The following is a 17167-nucleotide window of genomic DNA, read 5'->3' on the forward strand; positions in this document are numbered from 1 at the left end:
GTGTTGTACAAAAACCCTCGCCCTCATCCCCTCACCCCTTCTCCCCCAGGAGAAGGGGAATTAAATCTCTTGCTCCCCTCTCCCGGTGGGAGAGGGGTTGGGGGTGAGGGGAAAAACCTTGCTACAAAGCTGGTTTCGCGTTAAGTTGACACCAATGGGTTTCCTCGCAATGAGCGAGGAATAGCAATTGTATTATCAAAAACAGCAATTGTATTATCAAAAACAGCAATTGTATTATCGAAAATAGCAATTGTATTATCGAAAATAGCAATTGTATTATCAAAAACAGCAATTGTATTATCAAAAACAGCAATTGTATTATCAAAAACAGCAATTGTATTATCAAAAATAGCAATTGTATTGTCGAAAATGGCAATCGTAGTGTCGAAAATGGCAATTGTAGTATCGGAAATGGCAATTGTAGTATCGAAAATGGCAATTGTATCAGCGCAACCTACTGTAGGCATCGCCCAAATGCTGAGTTAGGATTAGCACTGCAAATTGCGGAAGGCTATACTTGAATTTATTGACTGCCTGACATTTGCGCCTATCAAATATATATTTAGTGTCTTGGCAGTATTCGAGCAAGACAAGGAACATAACAAGGTGGCTCATACTTTTTTAATGCAACCCGGACGTTGGACGTTACAAGGAAGTTGGCTGGAACGCAATAGTATGCCGATTAATGTCAAGGGTATGATTTTGGTGGCTTGGAATCGAGATAATTGGTTTACAATGGCGACAAAGCTGATATTTCCAGGTAGCGATCGCGCAGATATTTCTTTGCAGTATAAGGGGCGCTTAGATAATGGAGAGCGCCAATACACCTTTTTGCTGCAACATAATATGTTAGGACAGGTAGAAGGCGAAGGTTTGATTGGAGTATCAACTATTGTGCAGCGTTATTGGGCATTAGGCGATCGCCAACGTCGCAGCGGATTTGAAACCCTACATCAGTTATCTGATGATTCCTACTACTTAAGTAGCGCTATTCTCGCAGGTCATTTTTTAAACAGTACCATTGAAGCCAGTCTGGAACGACAAGCAGCAAAATAATGTTACTTGTCAGTTGTCAAGATGGCAATAGTTATTTACCTAACTTTTTCTGCTTTTTCTCCTTGTCCCTTCCTTCCCAATCCTCTGCCAAATACCTAAAATTAAATAATTACTCTATTTTTAAGTAAAATAACTGATTAAAAACACATCTATAGCAAAAAACTGGTACTTATACTGACGATTTTCTCGGAATAGGTCTTTATATTGTTGCAAACGCCATTTTTTGGTTAAATTTAAATGTTTTGCGCTGCCTTATACTATACGTAGAAATACAAGTAGTAACAAGACAGTTATAAAAGATTTTCTCAACTCGTTGATAGTTAACGGTCAACGTTAAACATTCAACCAAAAAATTTCCTCACTGTTAAGGTGGGAGAAATTTAAGGTGCGTTAGGCTACGCCACAACACACCCTACTGGACTGTTTCAGCTAAATTAGTGCTTTAGTAAAACTCTTGTGGAATGGGCGTCTCGCTCGTCCTGGGCGAACAAGATGTCTACCCCACAAAAAAATTATATTGCAACATTTTAGTTGTGTTAGTCCACTACGAAACTACAAATATTAATACACATACTAATTTCAAATTTTAAATAGGGTTGTTATCGATTCTGTGGATTCCGCAAAGGAAGATTGTATTCATGAAAACAGTTGATGAGTTGTTGTTAGAGCTGCACTATCTTAACGTCAAGCTCTGGATAGAGGGCAACAGCCTACGCTATGAAGCGCTGAAAGAGACTCTCTCTCCTAAGCTGTTAGCTCAACTGCGAGAGCAAGAAGCAGAAATAGTATCAATTCTTCAGCAATCTGATGATTATTCTGAGCATCTGTTAAAAGAAACCACAGGCTTTTCTCCCTTATCTTACGGACAGCAAGCCTTGTGGTTTATTTATCAAATGGCACCAGAAAGCGTTGCTAATAATATTTTTCTCACAGCGCGAATTAATTCTGAGTTAGATTTAGAAATTTGGCGAAAAGTATGGCAAAAAATTCTCAATCGCCATACAATTCTGCGGACTACTTACACAATTCGTAATGGTCAACCAGTACAACGAATCCACTCTCATCAAGAAGTAAATTTAGAAGTAATAGATGCTTCTGGATGGAATGAAGAATATTTAAAAGCACAAATTTATTTAGCCACAGATATTCCTTTTGACCTTGAATCTGGGCCAGTATTGCGAGTCAAGTTATTTAACAATACAACTCAAGGTAACATTCAATTAATTTTAATGCACCACATAGCTGGGGATATGTGGTCTTTAGATTTACTACTCGAAGAACTGCAAATTTTATATGATGGGGAAATTAATCCGGCATTATTAGATTCTCCGAGTTTACCTTTCCCTAAATACCAATACACAGATTACGTTCGCTGGCAAAATGATCTATTAGCCACTAAGCAAAAAAAACTTTGGTCATACTGGAGCGAACAGCTAGCAGGTGAATTAACGATTTTAAATTTGCCTAGCACTCGTCCCTATCCCGGCAAACAAAAATACCGGGGCGATAGCGTCATATTTAAATTAGACCCAGAATTAATTAAAAAACTCAAGCAATTAGCAAAAACTCAAAGAGCCTCCATTTATACAATTATGCTGGCGGCATTCTTTGCGTTACTTTACCGCTACACCGGTCAAGAAGAAATTCTGTTAGGAACGCCGATGGTAGGGAGGATGGTAAGGAAAGACTTTCAGAAAATCGTTGGTTATTTTACTAACATTAATATTTTACGCTGTTATTTAACTGGAAATCCAACTTTTAAAGAATTACTTACTCAGGTACGGAGTTTAGTAATTGGAGCAATCAGGCATCAAGATGCTCCTTTTTCTTTGTTAATTGAAGAACTAAAAATAGAATGCGATCGCACTCGTAAACCTTTAATTTCTACCTGCTTTACCTGGCATAAACATTGCAGCTTTCACTCTGTCAAACATCCCGAACAACAGGCAATGCGAATCGAAGTATTGTCAGAATTGGGAGTGCAACGGGGAGGAATATTTGATATTGATTTAAAAATTATCGAAGCAGGTAACGACTTGCATCTAGCTTGGGAATATAGTACCGATTTATTTGATCGGGTGACGATAACTAAAATGCATAGTCATTACTTGAATTTACTAGAAGGAATTTTTACAAACCCAGAGCAAAGCCTGAGTAATTTACCGCTGTTAACAGCTTGTGAAAGACATGAATTATTAGTAGATTGGCACAACAATCCGACAGAATATCCTCAAGATAAATGCATTCATGAGTTATTTATACAGCAGGTAGAACTAACACCAGATGCGGTGGCTGTAGTATTTGCCGGTCAACAACTCACCTATCAACAATTAAATCAAAAAGCCAATCAACTAGCCCATTACTTGCAATCTCTCGGTGTCGGGACAGAAATACTGGTGGGTATTTATGTAGAACCGTCACTGTGGAAAATTATCGGACTTTTGGGGATTCTTAAAGCGGGGGGTGCTTATGTCCCTCTAGATCCTAGCGATAACCCCGAAAACTTAAAATTAATCTTAGAAGCAACTCAATTATCAGTTTTACTGACACAAACCCATTTAATCCCAACCTTACCCCCACATCTAGCAAATCTCATTTGCATAGTTACAGAAACAGATATTATTGAGCAATCCCGCCAGGAAAATCCATCTGTAGCAGTTACATCAACAAATCTGGCTGCTGTTATCTATCAAGCTAGCGTTAACGATAAACCAAAAGGTATCAATATCATCCATCGCGGTGTAGTCCATTTGCTCACAGGTAATAACTACACCAAGTTCAAAAAAGAAGAAATTTTTCTCCAACTAGCTCCCCTGACTTTTGATGAAGCAACCCTAGAAATTTGGGGTAGCTTACTGAATGGAGCGCGTTTAGTAATTCTCCCTAGTCATCAGCCTAGCTTGTCAGATTTAACCCAAGCTATACACCAACATCAGGTAACAACCTTGTGGCTGAGAGCCGGATTATTTAACTTGCTGGTAGATGAGCAGCTGACACAATTAAAACAGTTAAAGCAAATTTTTATTACAAATATATTATCTGTGGCGCATGTTAAAAAACTGCTGCAAGCTGCACCAGAATTAAAACTAATTAATGTTTATTCTGTGAGTGAAAATACAACTGTTACTTGTTGTTATCTGATCACAGATACAGCTGATATCCAGACAACTGTACCTATTGGTCGTCCCATTGGCAATACACAAATATATTTACTTGATGCTCAATTACAACCAGTACCAGTGGGTATCCCAGGAGAAATTTATATTAGTGGCGATGGACTAGCAAAGGGTTACTTCCAAAATCCAGAGTTAACCGCAACAGCTTTTATCCCCCATCCATTTAACTCTCAACCTGGTGCAATTCTCTATAAAACTGGTGATTTGGCACGTTATTTAGCCAATGGCAATATTGAGTTACTTTTAAGAATTGATCAGCAAGTAAAAATTCGCGGTTACCAAATTCAAATTACCGAACCCCATCTCAATTTAGAACCAGAGCATAAAGAACATAAAGAATATAAATTTACGCCGCCGCGAACGCCTACTGAAGCTGTGATTGCTGATATTATTGCCAGCATTTTAGGTAAAGAAGAGATTGGAATTCATGACAACTTCTTTGCTGTGGGTGGTACTTCTCTGTTGGCGATGCAAGTTATTTTTCGGTTGCGCCAAGCTTATCAGTTGAAATTACCTTGGCGGTGTTTATTTGAAGCTCCCACAGTAGCCGAACTAGAAAAGTTAATTATCAGTTATCGCCAAACTGATTTAGGGCAAACAGTACCAAAGATTACTCCAGTTTCGCCCAATCAAACCGAATTTCCTTTATCTTTTGCCCAAGCTAGACTTTGGCTTTTTGACCAATTGGTAGGAAAAAATGCCATCTACAACATGCCTTTGGCAATGCGCATTACAGGTAATTTAAATATTAATGCCCTAGAGCGCAGCATCCGCGCCATTATCCAACATCAAGCTAGCTTACGGACTAACTTTCAGGTAGTTAAAGGATTAACAGTACAGGTAGTAAATCCGGCTCCGACGGTGAACCTACATCTCGTCAATTTGCAGAATGCTTCAGATCCAGAAAACGAAATACACCAACTAGCAAAAATTGAAGCTCATATACCCTTCGATTTAGCAGGAGATTCTCTGATCCGCGCTAAGTTGTTGCAATTGTCGTCAGAAGATTATGTACTATTACTAACGCTCCATTATATTGTGTGCGATCGCGCTTCCCTAGAAATACTCCAGCAAGAATTGTCGAGTTTGTATACAGCTGAATGTGCAGGTTATACATCACTTTTACCAGATTTACCCATTCAGTACGTAGACTATACCCTGTGGCAATGGCAATTATTAAGCACACAAGTATTACAACGGCAAATCAAGTACTGGAGTCGGCAATTAGCCGGAGTGCGCAAATTACAGCCACTACCCACAGACAAACCGCGCAAATCTTTGCCGAGATTCAAAGGTAGTAGTTTGCAGTGCGATATTGATACTCAGTTGTGGAACCAATTAAAAACCCTGAATCAACAAGCAGATGTCACAATGTTTATGACTTTGCTGACTGCATTTGTGACTTTACTATATCGCTACAGCGATCGCCAAGATATTCTTATTGGTTCTCCCGTCGCCAACCGCCACCAAAATACACAAAATCTCATTGGCTTATTTGCCAATATTTTAGTGCTGCGGATACATATTCAAGAAAATCTCAGTTTGAGCGAACTGCTCAAACAAGTAAAGCAAGTCGTCTCAGCCGCTTACGCTCACCAAGAACTACCCTTTGAACAACTGCTAAATAGTTTACTACCAGAAAATTCTCTCAGCCAGAATCCATTGCAAATCATGTTTAATGTGGAAACTGCACCTCAAATTTGGCAGTTAGCAGAACTAACTGTAACTCCCATAAATCGAGAGTCAACAACAGCCCAGACTGATTTAACTTTATCAATTGTAGAAACTGCAACCGGACTCAAAACCACTTGGGAGTACAACAGCGATTTATTTGAGCGTCATACCATTGCGACGATGATAGATAATTTTCAGAGTATTTTAGCAACTATGGCGATCGCGCTTCACCAAACAGTAGGAGAGATTCCTAGGATTTAGGGTGTAGGAGGCAGGGTGTAGGAGGCAGGGGGGCAGGGGGCAGGGTGCAGGGGGAAAAATCAGACTGGGAAAGACATGGTGACGCGGAAAAATAAATAATTATCAATGCCCAATGCCCCATGCCCAATGCCCAATGCCCAATGCCCCATGCCCAATGCCCCATGCCCAATGCCCCATGCCCAATGCCCAATGCCCAATGCCCCATGCCCCATGCCCAATGCCCTATTTATTTCTACTAGTAATTGACAGCCCTTCTACTATGAGAGATGGTGTATAACAAGAACCATTCCAATCAGCATCACCACCTAGGGAGACTAATTGTTTTAGAGCTGAGTAGATATTGCCGGCAACCATCGTATCTTTAATACGACCGATTACTTGACCATTTTGTACTCGGTAGCCTAAGTCAATATTGATCGAAAAGTCACCGGCAAGGCCGCTACCACCACCTAACATTTGATCGACAATTAAGCCATCATCCATTTGCTGAATCAAATTTGGCAGTGATGCAGAACCGGGCTGAATCAGGAAATTAAATAACCCAGGAGAGGGATAACTACCCAAGCTGGCGCGAAAACCATTACCTGTGCTACCAGTACCTAATTGACGCCCGGTAGTGCGATCGCTATAAAAATTCTGCAATACTCCATCTTGAATAAATACTAAAGAATTAGTCGGGCAACCTTCATCATCAAAAGGACAACTGTAAGGCCCGGCTTGGGGATCTTGGTAGAGTGTGAGGTTAGGTGCAACTACGAGTTTGCCTAAACGCTCAGCCCAAGGCGAAGCTTGATCTAGAACACGTTTGCCATTAAGAGCTGCTTGCACTGTACCCCAAAGCATATCCGCAGCTTTGGAGGTAAACAACACAGGCACTCGCCCGTTAGGGGCGGAGACGTTGTTTCTCGCCCAAATTAACCTTTGTAAAATTTGATAAGCTAATTTCTCCGGGTCGAGTTCGTCGCGTTGGGTTTGACCGTCGGAAACGCTTAAAAAATCGTCGCCCCGCACCCATTCGGCTGACATATAGCAACTCAGGGTAGTATCTGTGTAGTAACAATCTAGACCTGCGGTATTCACAAGTCTAGTGTTTTCTACATCACATTCCCAGTCACTGTTGCAAAGAACGTCTGGATATGCATCTCGCACTAAAGCGATCGCTTCTTTACCCCAGTTGACCAAAACCTCTATCGGCACGCTGCGACCTAAATCTGGATAGGATGACCCAGTGTTAGCGACCAATTCCACTGGTTCTGGCTGATTCAGTTGGCTCAAGGCGAGAGAGCGTTCTACCATCGCTTGCGGTTCTATATTCCCATAAGCGACAGTTAGGCCGGGGCGACCATTGCGCCACAACCGCAGTGCTGTACCTTCAGATTGGCTCGTTTCTAGCTGCTTGAGGCGGTTGGCCTCAAAAAATATGGGTCGAGAAAGCGATCGCGACTGATAAACTTCCGCCGCTTCCGCGCCCGATTTCATAGCTAGCTCCAGCAGATGTTCTGCTAAGGAATCTTTTGAGAAATTTTCAGAACCCATGACCCTTGGTAAATTGTGGATTGTGGATTTTGAATCGCAGATGAACGCAGATCATTATCCCAAATCATCGACATATATCAGCCTTTGTTATTTTGGATGATTCATTGAGTAATTTAGTCAAGACAGTCATTACCCATAATGTTGATCCTCATGCCAATTCCCCCCATAATCTGCCACTAATTTACAGCGCTTTGGGTACCAGTTGTCAGTTATTTGTAGCGCACTGGCTCATCACTGACCGCTGACAAAATCCCTAATCCTTGTAGGTAGGGATTTTCAAGGCAGATTAACCTCCTGCAACAGCCAAAATCCGGCGAAAGATTCTGCTTGTGGATCGGACTGTACACCAATAAAATGCACACCATTAGCTTCTTTTTTGGCAGCGTCAAAACCTTTGGCTTCTGCTAAAGTTTGCGGGTTTTTGATATTTGCCAAAATCCAGCTTTCTGTGACTCCAGTTTCTAACACTAATCTTGAGCCGTCACTCGTGTCAAATCTTAAATAAGCTAAATCTAAACCAGACATCCAGCCTGCAATGGGTAAGGCTCTGGGTGAAAAAATCAACACCCCAGGAATCCGGGTTTCGGGTGATACTTGCGCCAACTCTAGGGGGAAAGCTTCACCAAAACCAATTTCCCACTCTGGCATATCCATTAAATCTGAAGCTTGCAAGGAAACAAATACCCATTTATTCCCTTCTAAGGCATCTGGTAACCTTTGCGGTAAAGGACTTTCCAAGCGTACCGAAGGATTATTTACCGCTTGATACCCTGCTTGGTGAGGATACACCTCCTCCATTCTTTGTTGTAACCATTGGTTCAACAGCAAAGTGTGGCGGCTAGCCTGAGCCGGAATCCCCACATCTTGACAGGCTTTGGTAATCATATTGTTCATTTGGCGGCGGAAGAAGCGAATTTTGATCGGCGCTTCTGGTGCTTGGTCAATCGCCTCCTGCAATGCAGTCCGCAACCAACCGGAATTTACCTGAGTACTGGGGCAATATTTAGCATAGCGAAACATTGAATCTGTTTTGGCGCGGACATCCAAGGGACTTTCGCAAACTAAGACTTCCCAAACTTTTTTTTGATTTTCGTCCAATATCGGACGGGAGTAAAAATCGAGTTCCCAAATACTGCCCATGTTTTACAGTGAAAATCTGGCTGTTATTTATGTTCCTAATATTCTGATCATACGAGTTTTTGGGCATTGGGCATTGGGTATTGGGTATTGGGCATGGGGCATTGGGCAAATAGAATTCTTAATTTTGAATTTTGAATTGTTTGCCCCCTGCCTGCATAGCGATTGGTTATTTTTTTCATTGGAAGTCCCTAACCTAATCAAGTTCTGCAATTAAGTTAAGAATTTCGCGGTAGTATTGCAAGTTACCTTCTTTGTGATATAAATCTGCGGATTCTTGGAAGTCAGCGATCGCTTTTTCGTAATCTCCCAAATTGCGGTAAACGTCAGCGCGGACTAAGTAGGCTTCTGTCCAATGGGGTTGCAATTGTAAGGCTTGGTTTAAGTCTTTGAGGGCGCTTTCTAAGTCTCCTAGCCATGAATGGCTACGCCCGCGATTAAACCAATCTTCGGCAAAACTAGGCTCAATCGCTATTGCTTGATTATAATCTGTAATTGCGCCTTCATAATCTTCTAGGGCGTAGCGGGCATTACCGCGATCGCTATAAAATGCAGCGGAATGAGGATTGAGCTTTAAAGCTTGGCTGTAATCTGCAATTGCACCTTCATAATCTTCTATGGCGTAGCGCAGAGAACCGCGATTATAATAAGCTTCCACTAATTCGGGATTGAGTTTGATAGCTTCGTCGTAATCAGCGATCGCTCCTTGTTCGTCACCAATCTGGCGACGGACGTTACCCCGGTTACAATAAGCTTGGGAAAAGTCTGGTGCAATTTCAATGGCTTGGGTATTATCGTTGATTGCGCCTTGATAATCTTGCAAAGCTTCCCGGACGATGCCGCGACCGTAGTATGCTGTGGCTAAGTTAGCATTAAACATCAATGCCCAATCGTAATCTTTGATTGCGCCTTGGTAATCGCCTAAACTCCGCCTTGCTGCTGCGCGATCGCAATATCCCTCAGCCATCAAAGGATTAAGTTGCAAAAGTTTAGTACTATCTTTAATTGCTTCTTGATAATCTCCTAAGCGGCGGCGCACGTTTGCTCTTAAGCCGTATACTAAATCTAAAGTGGGATTTTCTTGCAAAGCGTGGTTATAGTCGCTGATGGCTCCTTGATAATCTCCTAAAGCACTGCGCACCAAACCCCGTTCATAATATGCTTGCACATCATCGGGATTGAGTTCTATGGCTCGGTTCAAGTCAGCCATTGCTTGCGGATAATCTTCGAGGTGAGCATACACCAAACCGCGATTGTAATATGCCCCGGCGAAATTTGGATTAATTTCTAAGGCGCGATTGTAATCTTTAATTGCTCTTTGAGAATCTGTGAGGGCATAACGGGCATTACCGCGATTGTGGTAAGCTTCCGCTAAGTTGCCATCTAACTGTAATGCTTGATTGTGATCGCTGACTGCTTGGAGATACTCGCCGAGAAGATGGTAAACATTACCGCGATTAGTGTAAGCCGCAGCGAAATTAGGATTTAACTGTAAAGCTTGGTTAAAATCCGCGATCGCTCCTTCATTATCGCCGCGATCGCAACGAGCCACACCGCGATTATGGTAAGCATTGGCAATATCAACATTTATATAAGTAGATAAGACAGGATTAATTTCGATAGCTTTGTGAAAACTTTCTAAAGCTGTTTCGTAGTCTGCTAAGGCAAAATAAGCCTTACCTAAGCTGTGGTAAGATTCGGCTAAATTGGGGTTGATTTTTAATGCTTGTTGATGGTCAGCGATCGCGCTTTCATAATCTTCTAAAAGAAAACGCACGTTACCCCGATGGCAATAAGCTTCCGCAAAATCCGGATTAATTTCTACCGCCCGATTAAAATCTGCGATCGCTCTGTGATAATCTTGGAGTTCGCTGCTAACAAGCATACCCCGATTGTAATAAGCTGCCGCAAACTGGGGATTGAGTGCTATAGCTTGAGTGTAATCAGCGATCGCTCCTTGATAATCTCCTTGAAAGTTTTTGTTTAATCCCTGAGTCAGAAAATCATCAGCATTCATAAAATTTATATAGATACTAAATTGCACAATCACCCTGAACAATCTTAAATCTCACGCTAGATGCATCAAGCGTGTCTTATTTTGTCTGAAATGCAAGCTATGAATAAAGGCTCATTATAGACGACAGAAATTATTCAACCAAGGTTGTCAGTTGTCAAGCAGGAAATGGTTGATGGTTGACGGTTGACGGTTGACCGTGCAATTTAATAAACGTAATAACTTATTAATGCATCGCCCTGCAATTGAAGTGCATTGAGGGAAAATGCGATTGATTGTATCGGGAAACATTGTATCGCCTGACAATACGATTGTAGGGCAATGCCCCTACCCGCGTAAATTATCTACGCAGGTAGGGGCTGTATGTGGCATCAAAACGCGAAAATTGCCTCACTATCGCCAGAAAAGGCGATCGCCAAAATGTAAATTACTACTTAATCTTATTTTCCATTAATTGCAAAAATTGCCCAATTTCTTGAGGCGAGCGAAGATGATAAACATTTTTGCTGCTTTCAGCTTCTGCGATATACTGACGATATTTTGGTGTCAAATATTTGTGACATAACCAAAGCACGCGGTAGCTATTAAGCGAACTACGCAAGATGGGACTATTTTCCGGCCAACCGGCTGGGGGTTTAAAATAACCTCCGATGAATCGTTTAGTTACCCACCAAAAATGTACATACAGCGGTAAATCAACAAAAACCAGACTATCCGCCTCATTTAATCTTGGCCAGAGAGTTTCTATTGAACCAAAGCCATCAATAATCCAGCAATTACTAACTAAAATTTCCTGATGGATACGCTGATAATCTGACTCAGGAATTTTAGCGTCCCCTGATTGATAGAGAATTTTATCTAAAATATAAAGTGGCAACCCAGTAATTTCTGATAATCTCTGGCTAAGAGTTGATTTACCGCCTCCAGCATTACCGAATACTGCTACTTTTTTCATTACCACTCTCCTTTGAGTGCAATCAAGTCACCTCTTAAAATAGATTCAATGAAAGCGCCCAGACTTTCTGAAAAAAAACATCATAATTGCGATGATTACAAATCACGAATTCTAAAGTTTTGCTTTACTTCCACAGTTGCTGACATCGCAATGACAGTCTAGAACTGACAACATCACAGGAGCGATCGCGCTGCTTATAGTCAAGCTATGATGTACTCGACAACTATGCAGCATCAAACCTCAAGTTTTGCATGAAAGTAGCAGTCTTCAGTACCAAAGCCTACGATCGGCAGTTTTTAGAAGCTGCAAATTCTCCCCAACAGCACGATTTAGTCTTCTTTGAACCCCGACTAAGTCGAGATACAGCCATCTTAGCCGCCGGATTTCCTGCGGTTTGTGCATTTGTACATGACCAGGTGGATGCTTCAACTTTAGAGATTCTCGCTTCACATGGAACTCGCCTCATCGCCCTCCGCTGTGCAGGGTTTAACAATGTAGACTTAAAAACCGCAGCGGATTTAGGAATTACCGTTGTGCGTGTACCTGCTTACTCACCCTATGGGGTTGCAGAACACGCGGTAGGATTAATTTTAAGCCTCAATCGCAAAATTCACCGCGCTTATAACCGAGTCCGGGACGGTAATTTTTCCCTAGATAAATTACTAGGATTCAACCTTAACGGACGTACCGTAGGAATTATTGGTACAGGTAAAATCGGGTTAATTTTGGGACAAATCATGAAAGGGTTTGGCTGTCACCTCCTGGCCTATGATGTGTTTCACAACCCAGAATTAGCAGCTATCGGTGGCAAATATGTAGAATTACCGGAATTATTTGCCAACTCTGATATCATTTCTCTACATTGTCCCCTAACAGAGGAAACTCATCACTTAATCAACGAAAAAGCGATCGCCCAGATGAAACCCGGCATCATGATTATTAACACTAGCCGAGGTGCGCTGATTAATACCCAAGCAGTAATTGAAGGGTTAAAATCTGGTCAAATCGGCTATCTTGGTGTCGATGTATACGAACAAGAATCAGAATTATTCTTTGAAGATTTATCTGATGAAATCATCCAAGATGATGTTTTCCAGTACCTAACAACATTTCCCAACGTACTGATCACCGGACACCAAGCCTTCTTTACCGAAGAAGCTTTGCGTAATATTTCAGATACAACTATCTCTAATATTACCGACATTGAACAGGGTCGCCCCTGCCACAATGAAATCCGCGCCCAACCCCAAGCCGGAAATAAAGTACTGGCGAAGTGAACTTAAAGAAGAACAGGAAGATTTTGCTTCCTGTTCTTGCTTAACTATTCTCCCGAATCCACAGAGCTAATCCGCCACCACGACCGCGAGCGGCAATAAAATCTTTTGTAATTAAAAAGAAAGCAAAGAATGGTAATTTAGCGATGGGTTGAGTGTAAAAATCTTCTGACTGCACTTTACCAGAGCGAATCTTGCCATTGTAAACAGTTAGATTAAACAGGTTAATTTGCATTTGCGTAAAGTCAAATGCCAAGAGATTTTTCTTATCTAAATATTTGGCAGGCCCCGTCAGTTTCAATAATACCGGGCCTACTTGTACCTGATTGCCAATTTCACCTTTACCTAAATCCTGTTCGGAAGTTGCACCAAAGGAAATCTGCGCGGCTGCAAATTTGGGCATATAGACACCCTTACCTAAGACAATTCCCCCACGCTGTCTTACCTTACGAGTTCCTGTAGCAAAGCAAAGCCGCCATTGACCCATAAGTGACTCAAAGTTATAAGCTAAGCGTTGCTGCTTGGCTGCTTTTTCTGCTGCTAGCAATGCATCCACCAGCAAAGCCGGATTTGGAAGTTTACCACCTTCACCACGATAAGCAGCCGCAGCTTGAGATAATGCGATCGCAAAATCAGGTGTAGCCTTAGATGTTACATCAGCGCTCATGTACACACTCTGGATTTAGATAGCTCTTTATCTTCCATTCTGCACTGATGCCGCAGCAAAAAGCTCGCAATTGACTGACGCTCAGGTGATAATTGACGCTGTTTGACACAAAATAGGGGTTAGAAAGGTACATTATATGAGACAGGAATTCCACGAACTCGCTCAACTCTACAAAAACGCACTGCTCAATGATGTACTCCCCTTTTGGGAACAACACTCAATTGATTGGGAACAAGGCGGCTATTTTACTTGTCTCGACCGCGCGGGTAATGTATATGACACAGATAAATTTATCTGGTTGCAAAACCGTCAGGTGTGGACTTTCTCTATGCTGTACAACCAGCTAGAAAAACGGGAAAATTGGCTGCAAATTGCCACCAATGGCGCAAATTTTCTTTCTCAACATGGCAGAGATCCTGATGGTAACTGGTACTTCTCCCTCACCCGTGAAGGACAACCCTTAGTCCAGCCTTACAATATCTTTTCGGATTGCTTTGCCGCAATGGCTTTTAGTCAATACGCCCTCGCTTGTGGTGAAGATTGGGCTAGGGATGTAGCCATGCAAGCTTATAACAATGTTTTACGCCGCAAGGATAACCCAAAAGGTAAATATACCAAAACCTACCCCGGTACACGCCCAATGAAATCCCTGGCTGTACCGATGATTTTAGCCAACCTGACTCTAGAAATGGCTTGGTTACTACCCAACGAAACCTTAGAGCAAGTCTTGGAGATGACTGTTCAAGAAGTGATGAACGATTTTTTTGACAAGGAACAAGGTTTAATGTATGAAAATGTTGCTCCTGATGCTTCCCACATAGATTGTTTTGAAGGCAGAGTTATTAACCCAGGTCACGGAATTGAAGCGATGTGGTTCATTATGGATATTGCCCGTCGCCGCAACGATACACAAACAATCAAAGTCGCTGTAGATGTGGTAATTAATATTCTCAATTTTGCTTGGGATAGTGAATATGGCGGATTGTATTACTTTATGGATGCTAAGGGACATCCCCCACAACAACTAGAATGGGATCAAAAGTTGTGGTGGGTTCATCTAGAGACTTTAGTTGCTTTAGCAATGGGTTATCGCTTAACGGGGCGTGATATTTGTTGGGAATGGTATCAAAAAGTGCATGACTATGCTTGGTCACATTTTGCAGATCCCCAGCATGGTGAATGGTTTGGCTATCTCAATCGGCGTGGGGAAGTGCTATTAAACCTCAAAGGCGGGAAATGGAAAGGCTGTTTCCACGTACCGCGTGCGTTGTATCTTTGCTGGCAGCAATTTGAAGCTTTAGGTACGCAGTGACACTCTCCTCTACTCTGCGTCCTCTGCGTTCTCTGCGGTTGAAATCATTATTTTTTGAACCGCAGAGGCACAGAGGGCACAGAGGAGAAAATACGAGTACTCTGCATTTAAATTTTTATACGCCCATTTCTCTTTGAGTGCGATCGCCTTGCAACTATCTGGAACTTTTGGGTGAATTTGAAACTTCGTTGACGGATTACATAAGTGAAATAAAAAAATTTTAGTTGAGTTTTCTTCAAGGTAGGAAGCTGCAAAAAGATTTTTCTGTAAAAAGTTGCTCTGGATTATAATTAACTCTTTTTGCTTGTGGAGAATTTCCGCTTTATCTTTCTTTTCTGTAAAGAACGTAAGATTGGTTGCGGTAAGCAACAGGTATATCTAATTGATGCTGAATGCGAGTGACTAGGTAGTCTGCTTGGTATTTGAGCATAATTGCTTTAGCTTGAGCCGTTGTCAAACGATTGTACCCTTTAGTAAGTTGCTCTCTAGAGACTTTTAATTTATTAATTAAAGAATCACCACCCAATTCACGTATACGGTTGTACCATTCTAATATCCCGGCTTTATTCTGAGCCATGAGCTTCCATTTAGCAATTATTGGGCGCTCTGTTATCCAAGTAATATTGTCAAATTCTACAGGTGAAGACACAAGGTTAGCATTTTTTGGAGTGTTATTTCGTACCCAATTGCATAAATCTTTCCACTGCTGATCTACGCCCTGCTCTTGGCTGGGAAACTGACTTAAGCTTTGAAATTGATGACGGAAGATCGGCATCTGGTTTACTGTTATATAAGTCAGTAAAAAACAAGATATTAGTAGTAACAATCTACTGTGCCATCTTGTATGATTCAAAGTTTGCTGTGTAGCACAAGCAAATAGCAAGCAGGTATTTAGAGGCAAGACTATATCACCAAATCGGAAAGGGTAATATTGGAGAAAGCGCCCTTGAGTGTCGAAAGGAGCAATGGCAATTCCTAGTAGAAATGGGATCAAACTGATGAGTGTAAACTCACATAGTTCCATCTGAGCAATATGCTGTTGAGATAGCCTCTCAGTAGGTTGCTTGAACCAGATAATGGAAACACTAATTGCAAGTATGACAAGATGCGTGATTAAATTTATCCACTTCCACAACGTCCAGGACAGAGGATTTAAATGGTGAGATAATCGCACAAAAACATATATATAAGAAGGCTGTAAAGAGCCTACATAATTAACTGTAAGAAAGTGCTCCACTATCGACTTGAAGGCAAAACTACTGCCTACTAAGTAAAGCAGAATAATAAGTCCAAATTCTTGTTTATTTGGCAACCGAGTTAAAGGTTTTAAAATCAGCCATCCTAAAAAAGTCAAAAAGGCGTAAACACCAACCAAAATATGGAAAGAGGTTGCTATCCCTAAAATCAATGCCATTGCACGATAGCGTTTCCTTAACATTAGTGCAATCGCTAATAAAATTAAACCATATGCAACTGCCTTGGCTTCGAGTCCTCCTACTAACCATTCACCAGCAATACTTCCTTGCCCTGACCAAGCTTTTGTTCCAGCGAAAAATAGACCAATAGCTATTAATAGTAAAAGTAATGATAGCCTCAAATTTAGGCTGCGCCTGAACAATGTTAGTCTAATAACAATAACCATACAACTGCAAACAATCCACTTGACACTATCTTCTGGTAATATATTTAAGCTAGCAATTTGCCGATAGTAATTGGGATAAAGAAACAAGCTAACAGCTACTAGCAGCATCAGCAAATTTAGTTCCAATTTGCGGGCTATGAGTACTAATCCTGATGCGACCAAGCCGTAGCAAATTAATCGTCCTAAAATAGAAGTTGCTAAAAAACCCCAACTTACTATTAATTTGCCAAACACAGCTTGGAATAGCTCTCTGTAGCCGGCTGGTTGATTAAGATACCAATCTCCAGGTATCCATGTGGGATCGGCATACTGTCTTGCTAGAGGCAAAACATCTACTTCATTCACGCTCATATTAGCTTTCAATAATAGCCCGATACTAATTAAGATTAGTACTGCTGTAATTTCCAGCCCGATAAAAGCTAGGCTTGCTCTACTAGATTTGGTTAGCATGAATGATTTACTG

The 17167-nt window shown here is 41.5% G+C and carries 12 protein-coding genes; 4 read left to right on the forward strand and 8 right to left on the reverse strand.

Going from position 1 to position 17167, the window contains the following annotated elements:
* Window positions 1–140: 140 nt before the first annotated feature.
* Window positions 141–467, reverse strand: a complete 327-nt coding sequence (locus H6G41_RS29165) for a hypothetical protein (RefSeq protein ID WP_190751187.1) — start codon at window positions 465–467, stop codon at window positions 141–143.
* A 139-nt stretch (window positions 468–606) separates the two neighbouring features.
* On the opposite strand from H6G41_RS29165, the gene H6G41_RS29170 reads away from it, so the two are divergent.
* Both H6G41_RS29170 and H6G41_RS29175 read left to right on the forward strand, forming a co-directional pair.
* Window positions 607–1056 (forward strand): hypothetical protein, encoded by a 450-nt coding sequence (locus H6G41_RS29170; RefSeq protein WP_190751189.1) that lies wholly within the window; start codon window positions 607–609, stop codon window positions 1054–1056.
* Between the two features lie 638 nt (window positions 1057–1694).
* Window positions 1695–6167, forward strand: a complete 4473-nt coding sequence (locus H6G41_RS29175; protein ID WP_190751191.1) for a non-ribosomal peptide synthetase — start codon at window positions 1695–1697, stop codon at window positions 6165–6167.
* 222 nt (window positions 6168–6389) lie between these two features.
* Here H6G41_RS29175 and H6G41_RS29180 read toward each other — a convergent pair whose 3' ends face one another.
* The 5 genes from H6G41_RS29180 to H6G41_RS29195 all read right to left on the reverse strand — a co-directional run bounded on the left by H6G41_RS29180 (window position 6390) and on the right by H6G41_RS29195 (window position 11809).
* Window positions 6390–7703, reverse strand: coding sequence for a TldD/PmbA family protein (locus tag H6G41_RS29180; RefSeq protein ID WP_190751193.1), 1314 nt, complete (start codon window positions 7701–7703; stop codon window positions 6390–6392).
* 276 nt (window positions 7704–7979) lie between these two features.
* Window positions 7980–8843 carry a Tab2/Atab2 family RNA-binding protein gene (locus tag H6G41_RS29185; protein ID WP_190751195.1) on the reverse strand — a complete coding sequence of 288 codons (864 nt, stop codon included), beginning with the start codon at window positions 8841–8843 and terminating at the stop codon, window positions 7980–7982.
* Window positions 8844–8890: 47 nt separating this feature from the next.
* Window positions 8891–9022 carry a hypothetical protein gene (locus H6G41_RS35900; protein WP_277878211.1) on the reverse strand — a complete coding sequence of 44 codons (132 nt, stop codon included), beginning with the start codon at window positions 9020–9022 and terminating at the stop codon, window positions 8891–8893.
* A 14-nt stretch (window positions 9023–9036) separates the two neighbouring features.
* Window positions 9037–10857 carry a tetratricopeptide repeat protein gene (locus H6G41_RS29190; protein WP_190751198.1) on the reverse strand — a complete coding sequence of 607 codons (1821 nt, stop codon included), beginning with the start codon at window positions 10855–10857 and terminating at the stop codon, window positions 9037–9039.
* A gap of 427 nt (window positions 10858–11284) precedes the next feature.
* Complete coding sequence (locus H6G41_RS29195) at window positions 11285–11809, reverse strand: adenylate kinase (protein WP_190751200.1); 525 nt, start codon at window positions 11807–11809, stop codon at window positions 11285–11287.
* A gap of 251 nt (window positions 11810–12060) precedes the next feature.
* Between H6G41_RS29195 and H6G41_RS29200 the strand changes: the two genes are divergently transcribed.
* Entirely contained in the window at window positions 12061–13086 is a 1026-nt protein-coding gene (locus tag H6G41_RS29200; protein WP_190751202.1) for a 2-hydroxyacid dehydrogenase, read from the forward strand.
* Window positions 13087–13126: 40 nt separating this feature from the next.
* On the opposite strand, the gene H6G41_RS29205 is transcribed toward H6G41_RS29200, so the two are convergent.
* Window positions 13127–13750 (reverse strand): hypothetical protein, encoded by a 624-nt coding sequence (locus H6G41_RS29205; protein WP_190751204.1) that lies wholly within the window; start codon window positions 13748–13750, stop codon window positions 13127–13129.
* Between the two features lie 136 nt (window positions 13751–13886).
* Between H6G41_RS29205 and H6G41_RS29210 the strand changes: the two genes are divergently transcribed.
* On the forward strand, window positions 13887–15062 hold the full coding sequence (locus H6G41_RS29210) for an AGE family epimerase/isomerase (RefSeq protein ID WP_190751206.1): 1176 nt from the start codon (window positions 13887–13889) through the stop codon (window positions 15060–15062).
* Window positions 15063–15384: 322 nt separating this feature from the next.
* Here H6G41_RS29210 and H6G41_RS29215 read toward each other — a convergent pair whose 3' ends face one another.
* A complete protein-coding gene (locus tag H6G41_RS29215; RefSeq protein WP_190751208.1) occupies window positions 15385–17154 on the reverse strand; it encodes a DUF6798 domain-containing protein in 1770 nt (589 codons plus the stop codon).
* Window positions 17155–17167 lie beyond the last annotated feature (13 nt).

The sequence above is a fragment of the Tolypothrix sp. FACHB-123 genome (genome assembly GCF_014697075.1).
In the GTDB taxonomy this organism is placed as follows: Bacteria; Cyanobacteriota; Cyanobacteriia; order Cyanobacteriales; family Nostocaceae; genus Aulosira.

Bases quoted from the DNA above. Each gene is read 5' to 3' on its own strand.
- H6G41_RS29165 (WP_190751187.1), bottom strand. From the start codon at position 467: ATGCCTACAGTAGGTTGCGCTGATACAATTGCCATTTTCGATACTACA.
- H6G41_RS29175 (WP_190751191.1), top strand. From the start codon at position 1,695: ATGAAAACAGTTGATGAGTTGTTGTTAGAGCTGCACTATCTTAACGTC.
- H6G41_RS29180 (WP_190751193.1), bottom strand. From the start codon at position 7,703: ATGGGTTCTGAAAATTTCTCAAAAGATTCCTTAGCAGAACATCTGCTG.
- H6G41_RS29185 (WP_190751195.1), bottom strand. From the start codon at position 8,843: ATGGGCAGTATTTGGGAACTCGATTTTTACTCCCGTCCGATATTGGAC.
- H6G41_RS35900 (WP_277878211.1), bottom strand. From the start codon at position 9,022: ATGAAAAAAATAACCAATCGCTATGCAGGCAGGGGGCAAACAATTCAA.
- H6G41_RS29190 (WP_190751198.1), bottom strand. From the start codon at position 10,857: ATGAATGCTGATGATTTTCTGACTCAGGGATTAAACAAAAACTTTCAA.
- H6G41_RS29195 (WP_190751200.1), bottom strand. From the start codon at position 11,809: ATGAAAAAAGTAGCAGTATTCGGTAATGCTGGAGGCGGTAAATCAACT.
- H6G41_RS29200 (WP_190751202.1), top strand. From the start codon at position 12,061: ATGAAAGTAGCAGTCTTCAGTACCAAAGCCTACGATCGGCAGTTTTTA.
- H6G41_RS29205 (WP_190751204.1), bottom strand. From the start codon at position 13,750: ATGAGCGCTGATGTAACATCTAAGGCTACACCTGATTTTGCGATCGCA.
- H6G41_RS29210 (WP_190751206.1), top strand. From the start codon at position 13,887: ATGAGACAGGAATTCCACGAACTCGCTCAACTCTACAAAAACGCACTG.
- H6G41_RS29215 (WP_190751208.1), bottom strand. From the start codon at position 17,154: ATGCTAACCAAATCTAGTAGAGCAAGCCTAGCTTTTATCGGGCTGGAA.